This window comes from Ferdinandcohnia sp. SAFN-114 (genome assembly GCF_059415045.1).
In genome coordinates, this window is the sequence record NZ_JBPFDQ010000058.1 from 25,837 (window position 1) to 32,120 (window position 6,284).

5 protein-coding genes and 1 riboswitch are annotated in these 6,284 nt (G+C 37.6%); of the genes, 1 reads left to right on the plus strand and 4 read right to left on the minus strand.

The genetic code is table 11. The annotated features are described in order from the left end of the window. Nucleotides 1–199 precede the first annotated feature (199 nt). The 4 genes from dnaB to ACR65M_RS17775 form a co-directional block, all read right to left on the minus strand. Nucleotides 200–1,564, minus strand: a complete 1,365-nt coding sequence (gene dnaB / locus ACR65M_RS17760; protein WP_121448191.1) for a replicative DNA helicase — start codon at nt 1,562–1,564, stop codon at nt 200–202. Nucleotides 1,565–1,742: 178 nt separating this feature from the next. After that, on the minus strand, nt 1,743–2,189 hold the full coding sequence (gene rplI / locus ACR65M_RS17765; protein WP_440273941.1) for a 50S ribosomal protein L9: 447 nt from the start codon (nt 2,187–2,189) through the stop codon (nt 1,743–1,745). Next, on the minus strand, nt 2,186–4,159 hold the full coding sequence (locus ACR65M_RS17770) for a DHH family phosphoesterase (protein WP_440273942.1): 1,974 nt from the start codon (nt 4,157–4,159) through the stop codon (nt 2,186–2,188). The genes rplI and ACR65M_RS17770 overlap by 4 nt, the downstream gene beginning before the upstream one ends. Nucleotides 4,160–4,186: 27 nt before the next feature. Next, complete coding sequence (locus tag ACR65M_RS17775; protein ID WP_440273943.1) at nt 4,187–5,116, minus strand: YybS family protein; 930 nt, start codon at nt 5,114–5,116, stop codon at nt 4,187–4,189. 290 nt (nt 5,117–5,406) lie between these two features. After that, nucleotides 5,407–5,508, plus strand: a riboswitch (TPP riboswitch). A gap of 73 nt (nt 5,509–5,581) precedes the next feature. On the opposite strand from ACR65M_RS17775, the gene thiT reads away from it, so the two are divergent. Beyond that, the gene (gene thiT / locus ACR65M_RS17780) at nt 5,582–6,163 is read left to right on the plus strand and encodes an energy-coupled thiamine transporter ThiT (protein WP_440273944.1); all 582 of its coding nucleotides are present in this window, start codon (nt 5,582–5,584) and stop codon (nt 6,161–6,163) included. The last annotated feature ends 121 nt before the right edge of the window (nt 6,164–6,284 follow it).

The following is a 6,284-nucleotide window of genomic DNA, read 5'->3' on the forward strand; positions in this document are numbered from 1 at the left end:
ATTGTTCATTTCCAGTCAATATTTTATCAGTTTTCTTTTCTTATTACAATAAAAATACGAACATTGCATATATACAAATATTGAACATTCGTGTTTATTATTTCATTTTATCTCCAATAATATGTAAGAAAATCAAAAAAAGACGTATCATCAATTGATACGTCTTTTTTCTGTACTCAGGTACGTTTTAACCATTTTACTACGCACCTGGTGGCATATTGGCATCATCAAACCTTCGTTCCAGATTGACGAATTTATTATATTCTTTAACGAATGCCAACGAAACTGTTCCAACCGGGCCGTTACGTTGTTTAGCAATAATGATCTCAATAATATTCTTATTCTCTGACTCTTTATCATAGTAATCATCACGGTATAAGAACGCAACAATATCGGCATCCTGCTCGATACTCCCTGATTCACGAATATCAGACATCATTGGACGCTTGTCCTGTCTTTGCTCTACCCCACGGGATAACTGTGATAAGGCAATAACAGGAACCTTTAATTCACGGGCTAAGGCTTTTAAAGAACGGGAGATTTCAGATACCTCTTGCTGACGGTTTTCGCCGCTTCTTCCATTACCTTGGATCAACTGTAGGTAATCGATAAGAATCATCCCTAATCCACTTTCCTGCTTAAGTCTGCGACATTTTGAACGAATATCATTCACACGAATACCAGGAGTATCATCAATATATATTCCTGAGTTGGATAAGCTCCCCATTGCCATGGTTAACTTACTCCAATCTTCCGGTGTTAAGGAACCTGTACGTAGATTTTGTGCATTAATGTTACCCTCTGCGCAAAGCATCCTCATTACAAGCTGCTCAGCACCCATCTCTAGACTAAAGATAGCGACATTTTCATCAGTCTTAGTTGCCACGTTTTGCGCAATATTAAGAGCAAATGCTGTCTTACCAACAGATGGACGGGCTGCTACGATTATTAAATCATTTCGCTGGAATCCGGCTGTCATCTTGTCCAGCTCTGTAAACCCGGTAGGAATACCGGTAATATCTCCAACACGATTATGAAGAGTTTCAATATTATCATAGGTCTGAACGAGAACGTCCTTAATATTTTGAAAAGCACCCGCATTTTTACGGTTCGCGACTTCCATTATATTTTTTTCGGCCTCACCTAAAAGTGCATCGACCTCGTCTTCTCGGGAATAGCCATCTGTAGCAATCGTTGTTGCTGTGCGAATCAATCGGCGAAGTATTGACTTTTCTTCAATAATCTTCGCGTAGTATTCAATATTCCCGGCTGTTGGTACGGAACTCGCCAACTCACTTAAGTACGAAACGCCACCTATTTCGTCTAAAATTTTCGCATCCGCTAACTCGGAAGTAACCGTTACTAAGTCAACTGGTTCACCTTTATCTGAGAGACCTAGCATCGCGTCAAAAATCTTCTGGTGTGCTGTCCGATAAAAGTCTTCTGGAATCAACACTTCTGAAGCAAGAGTTAATGAGCTTGGTTCTAGGAAAATAGCACCTAAAACAGCTTGCTCAGCCTCTATATTTTGCGGAGGAATACGATCAGCAAAAATGTCACTCAACTATTCTCCACTCCCTTTACATAACTTTTTTATGTCTATCTATCTATTATACTTCTCTTTTATTTAATTCCAATGGAAAAGCTTTATTAACAATCATGTAAATAAAAAATGTGATCTTGTATGTAACAAAACCACATTCTTCATTCTATCTGTTTTCCCTATTCAGTTTCAATGGAAATTACTGTTCTTTGACATGTACCTTAACTATTGCTGTTACTTCTTGATGCAATTTTACAGAAACATTGGTATAACCTAATGCTCTAATTCCATCAGGAAGGTCAAATTTACGCTTATCGATTTTAATGCCGTGTTTTTTCGCGAGCTCATCTGCAATTTGCTTACTTGTTACAGAGCCAAATAAACGACCACCTTCACCCGCTTTTGCTTGAAGCTCAACGGTCAATGCTTCAATCTTTTCCTTTAGCTGTTTTGACTGGGCAAGTTCCTCAGCGGCTTCTTTTGATTCTTTATTTTTCTTAGCTTCTAATGATTTCATATTCGCTGGTGTTGCCTCAATTGCAAGATTTTGCTTGAACAGGAAATTGTGAGCATATCCATCAGATACATTCTTCACTTCCCCTTTTTTCCCTTTACCTTTTACATCCTTTAAGAAAATAACCTTCATTTCTTGGTTCCTCCCTCTAAATACTCATCTATTACTAAAAGTAGCTGTTCTTCTGCTTCTTCTATTGTTGTATCTTCTATCTGTGTTGCAGCATTTGTAAGATGGCCGCCACCGCCTAAACTTTCCATAATCAGCTGCACATTGACGTCACCCAATGAACGTGCACTGATTCCCACTCTTAAGTCATGTCGGACAGAAATAACGAATGAGGCAACAACATCATTCATTGTCAGTAATGTATCAGCGGCTTGTGCAATCATCACTTGGTCATAGGTCTCATTTTGTTTTCCTTTTGCAATCGCAATTCCTCTTTTATAAATAAATGCTGACTCAATTAATCTCGATCGCTTTTTAAAATGGTCCATATTTTCTTTAAGGAATTTCTGAACAAGAATGGTATCTGCTCCTTGTGCACGAAGATAGGATGCTGCATCAAATGTTCTTGAACCCGTGCGAAGCGTAAAACTCTTTGTATCAACAATGATCCCGGCTAGTAAAGCTGTCGCCTCAAGCATATTAATTTTTTTCTTCTTAGGTTGATATTCAAGAAGTTCCGTCACCAACTCGGCTGTCGATGAGGCATATGGTTCCATATAGACGAGTAATGGTGATTGGATAAATTCCTCGCCACGGCGATGATGATCAATAACAACCACTTTATCAATTTTTGATACCAGCTTTTCCTCAATTACAAGTGATGGTTTATGGGTATCTACTACTACAAGCAGTGTGTCGTTTGAAGCAATTTCAAGTGCCTGCTCTGGCGTAATAAAATATGACCATAATTCTGTATTTTCCTTTACTTCTTCAAGTAAACGCCCAACACCTGAATCAATTTCATTCGGATTTAATACAATATATCCTTCTTTATGATTCATTTGTGCTACCTTCAATATCCCAATGGAAGCACCTACAGCATCCATATCAGGGTATTTATGGCCCATGATGATGACTTTATCGCTATCCGAGACAATTTCCTTTAGAGCATGTGAAATAACGCGTGCGCGGACTCTAGTGCGTTTTTCCATTGGATTTGTTTTGCCCCCATAGAACTTAACCTTACCGTTTGGAAGCTTAATCGCAACTTGGTCACCACCACGTCCCAGTGCAAGGTCCAAGCTGGATTGTGCTGAAACTCCTAGCTCAGGAAGGGTTGGGACTCCAATTCCGATTCCTATACTTAGAGTTAGTGCTACGCTATCCCTTGCTGTATTTTCCCTAACATCATCCAGAATCGTAAACTTTGTTTTTTCAAGATTGGATAATATTTCTTCATTTAACACCGCAATGAAACGCTCAGATGAGGTTCGCTTTAAAAACACACCATGTTCATTGGCCCATTCATTAAGGATTGACGTAACCTGACTATTTAAAGAACTCTTCCGTTGGTCATCCATTCCTTGAGTAACTTCATCATAGTTGTCTAAAAAGATGATCCCTAGCACTGTACGCTCAGCTTCATACAATTGCACAATTTCCATTTGTTCAGTGACATCGAAGAAATAAAGTAATCGTTCTTCCCTCTTAATGATTACCTTAAATTTCTGCTCATTTAATGTAATTGTCTCACTCTCGACCTCTTGCTGAATTAAAGGAACAATTAATTCCTCAACATCATATAGTGATCTCCCTACTAACGTATCTGCGTCAAGGCAATTTGATAAATAAGCATTGGCCCATTCAACTTGAAACTCATCATTATATAGCAAAATCCCAATCGGCATTTCCATTAACGCTTCTTCGCCAACCTTCTTTAAGCGATAGGATAGGGTTGAGATATAATGCTCCATTTCTTTTTTTAAAAGTGAGTTTGCTTTGTACAAATAGTACGTAATTAATCCAAGGAGCAGAAAACTTGCTAACCCAATCACCCACTGAAAATAAACGAGAATTGCACTAAAAATACTTGTGATAACAAGTAATGCATATAAGGGATAGCGAAACAACTTTCTTTTGTAAAAGTCTGGCATGTAATTTTCAGCTCCTAAAGCTTTGTTTTACTTCTTTTTACTAATTCGATTTCGCAGTTGGAATCCTAAGTCAATTATACCTAAGATTCGAATAATATAAAGGAGAATTGGTGTTAAGATCGTTAGAACAATCGGTACGACCTTTGGAATTCTTTTTTGATAACAGTAATAATAAATAAATGACAAGCCTTGAATGACCATTAGCAACTGCATAATAAAAAAGAAATTTAAAAAGGCAGTATATCCAAATGTACCCTTTTCCATCTCAACAAAGCTCAAAAGTAAAATCAATAAGTAATACCATAAGACACTCTTTGGAAAATTAATCTCACGAAATGGCGGGAAAGGATTTATTTTCACCTGAAGCCTTACTAGAACAGGTTTAATGGCCACAACTGTTATAAAAGCCAAAAACATCGCAAGAAAAACAAACATACTTGGAATCATGTATTGCATCATTTCAACTGACTCTTCTAGTTGTTTAATGGCTTCTGTATTGATTTCTCCCCCTGTTGCCCTCATTATACTCTCAGCCATGGCAAAAGATTCTTGTGTGCTTTCTTTAAGCACTTCAGTGACATTCACTTGTAAAACGAGGTTAACCGTGACAAACATCAGCACAATCGAAAACAAGTAGGACAAACATGCGCCTAAGAAAAGTTCGATTCCACTTCTTCCCCTGTTGATCATTTCACCTAATAAAATCCCTGTAACACCAAACATTATCGTAAGTATAATCCCCATTACAGAACCTAATAGTCCTGAGAGGAAAAAAGCGATGAGTAAAAACAACAATGACTGCTTTACTTTATACTTCACTGTAAACAGAATAAATGGAATGGGCAAAAGGAATGAAAGTACCGTTCCAAGTAGCGGGAGATATAGACTGACAAGTAACAGTACACTGTATACTGCTAAAAGCATGGCACCTTCTGTTAATAATTTTGTATTTTTCACCTTTTCACCTCAACTTATTTGCAACACACCTTCTGATAGAAAAGTCCCTCGCGCTTAGACCCCTCAAGTCGATGGAATATGGAACTTGACATCAAAAAAAGCGCCTGTTTTATAACCACTTTCTATTTTAAAGATTTACTAGGAAGTCTTCAACTTTTGGACTTCCATTGGTTATGTTGACTTTGGCCTTTGACATAGAACATGTCAGTCTTTCGTTGAAGTTACACTGTGACGAAACTTTTTGTTTTACTTTTCCCTAATTTCTATTATGATAGTAATTAATTAATAAACGTAACCACAAGGGGAGCAATTTGCTGAGAGTGAACGTTAAAAGTTCAGACCCTTCGAACCTGTTAGTTAATGCTAGCGTAGGAATGTGGAGATTTATGAGAACTTATCCTTTTATTAAAGTTGTTCTCCTTTGGGGTGCGTTTTGTTCATTACACACTTCAAGGGGGTTTTTTTATGAGAAATACTAGGTTACAGTCCATGATTGAAGCGGCGATTTTTGCCGTATTAGCGCTAGCACTAGATATGTTTGTGCCATCAATAAAAATTGGTCCTTCCATCTCTATATCATTCGCAATGATCCCTATATTCATTGTCGCACTTAGATGGGGACTTAAAATTGGTTTCCTTTCCGGTTTTTTATGGGGACTTCTGCAAGTGATCTTTGATCCCTGGATTATCCATCCAGTTCAAGGAGCCATCGATTATTTCTTAGCTTTTTCTTTCATTGGGTTTGCTGGTTTATTTAGAAACGGCGTTCAAGAAAGCTTACGAACTGGTAACAAAGGTAAATCATTAGCTTTAATCATTAGTGCCATTTTCATTGGAAGCCTTGCTCGCTACTTTTGGCATTTCGTATCAGGTTTTGTATTCTTCGCTGAACAACTAAAAGGCTTTGAAGCAGTATGGTTTTCTCTTACAGCTAACGGTATCACTTTTTTAGGTGCATTCATCTTCTGTTCCATTATCATGACCTTATTGATTCTTTCTTCACCCCGTTTCTTCGTACTTAAACAGGAAGTACTGAAACGATTCTAATCGTTCTCTAAATAAACAACAAAAAAGCGATGACCGCATTAGGCGATCTGGACTAACCTAAAATAGTGAGACAATATAAAACACCTCCAAAATGGCAATACTTGAGATAAGTATTGTGACA

Coding starts and splice junctions, on each gene's coding strand:
- ACR65M_RS17770 (WP_440273942.1), bottom strand. CDS start 4,159: ATGCCAGACTTTTACAAAAGAAAGTTGTTTCGCTATCCCTTATATGCA.
- thiT (WP_440273944.1), top strand. CDS start 5,582: ATGAGAAATACTAGGTTACAGTCCATGATTGAAGCGGCGATTTTTGCC.
- rplI (WP_440273941.1), bottom strand. CDS start 2,189: ATGAAGGTTATTTTCTTAAAGGATGTAAAAGGTAAAGGGAAAAAAGGG.